At 57.1% G+C, this 1,392-nt stretch carries 2 protein-coding genes; one reads left to right on the top strand and one right to left on the bottom strand.

Features of this window, described 5'->3' with window-relative positions; genetic code table 11:
- Positions 1-557: hypothetical protein (locus B7Z76_RS16130; protein ID WP_291345280.1), on the bottom strand; the 557-nt coding region annotated here is incomplete at its 3' end.
- A 53-nt stretch (positions 558-610) separates the two neighbouring features.
- Here B7Z76_RS16130 and B7Z76_RS16135 point away from each other — a divergent pair.
- Positions 611-1,105, top strand: a complete 495-nt coding sequence (locus tag B7Z76_RS16135) for a hypothetical protein (RefSeq protein ID WP_291345282.1) — start codon at positions 611-613, stop codon at positions 1,103-1,105.
- Positions 1,106-1,392 lie beyond the last annotated feature (287 nt).

Below are 1,392 nucleotides of genomic sequence, written 5' to 3' on the forward strand. Positions count from 1 at the left end.
ATGCCGCCGGTGATGTAATATTGCGACCCGATGATGCTGCCGCCGTAATACGGGATCCACGGCACCTGCTTGGCGTCATGCCCGGCACCCACAACGTGAGTTTGGCCATCGCCCAGCTCACGCTGGTTCATGAAGCTCAGCTCCATCTGCGCCACATCGGTATTGAACCGGTCAGCCACATTAACGGTGCCGCCCAATTTACCAAGGGCGGACATCACCATCAGTGACCCGCCCTGGGTGATCGCGTCACCTTGGTTAATGTTATACTGGCCGGTGTAGTCCTTGATGTCATCCACCGCGATGGTCAGGTGCGGCTTGTTGGAAACTTCGATCTGGTGCGCCAAGCACGCCAGCGCTTCATTCATCGGCGTGTAATTGTCGCGGACAGGCGGCCCAATAACCACTGGCGCCTCGCCCTGCCCGACCTTGTCGAACTTGGTGGTGGCACCGCCCAACAAGGGTTCGCAACCGGCAAGGCTGAGAACCGCTAGGATCAAACCAAACGTAGCGGGAAGTTTCGCGGCACGGCGCAGCGAGCGAGGACGGTCAAAGTTCATCAGTCTATGACCTAAAAAATTCTTGAAGAAATCAATTAATCGCGCCGGTGGTCGTGTTGCCGCTGGCAGACCCGCTGCTGGAGCCGCTATTGAACACGCTGCCGGAGCAGGCAGTGCCGGAATTGCTGGCTGTTTGGGTGGAGCTTGTGTTGGTCTGCGTGGAGTTCAGCGGCGAGTTCACGGACCCGCTGGAAGAGTTTGACGTGGTACCGCCATTGTATGACGCACCAACCGTACCTGAGTTGGTCGGCGTGTTGGTGACCGTACCGGGTGAGGTGGTAGAATTCCCGTTCACAGCACTGCTGGTGGAGTTGCCGGTTGCGGTGGAAAGGCCACCGGCTGAGGTTGCGGCGTTGCCGCTGGTGGTGTTGGTGCCGGAATTACCGGTTGAAGTGGCCTGCGCGATGCAATTTTGCTGGCCGTTGATTGTGCTCGTGGTCGAGGTCGTCGTGCTGTACGTGGTGGTCGGCGGCTGGAACGTGTGGTGCTTAACCTGCTGGATCAGCGTCTGCACCGCTGCTTCGTTGGCAAAATCCGCCGTAGTCTGAAACTGCCAGGACGGATCCTCGCCATAGCCATTCGCGAAAACCGGGGTGAAAGGCCAAAACGTGGCCAGAACCACGCCAAGGGTTGCTGCGACTTTGGAGGGTCGAATTTTCAAGAAATTCATGTTCTACCTTGATTCTAATGGCCGTGGACGCAGCGTATTACAAAATCTTCATGGCTGATTAGCAAGAATCGCCGGTCCGGTCAACGACTGTAACATGAGCGCTGGTGTAACGGTGCAACGGAAAACACCAGTTTTTCGGCCAGTGAACTCGATAACGAGGTGTTA

Origin of the sequence: Acidiphilium sp. 20-67-58 (assembly GCF_002255515.1) — a bacterium.
GTDB lineage: Bacteria > Pseudomonadota > Alphaproteobacteria > Acetobacterales > Acetobacteraceae > Acidiphilium.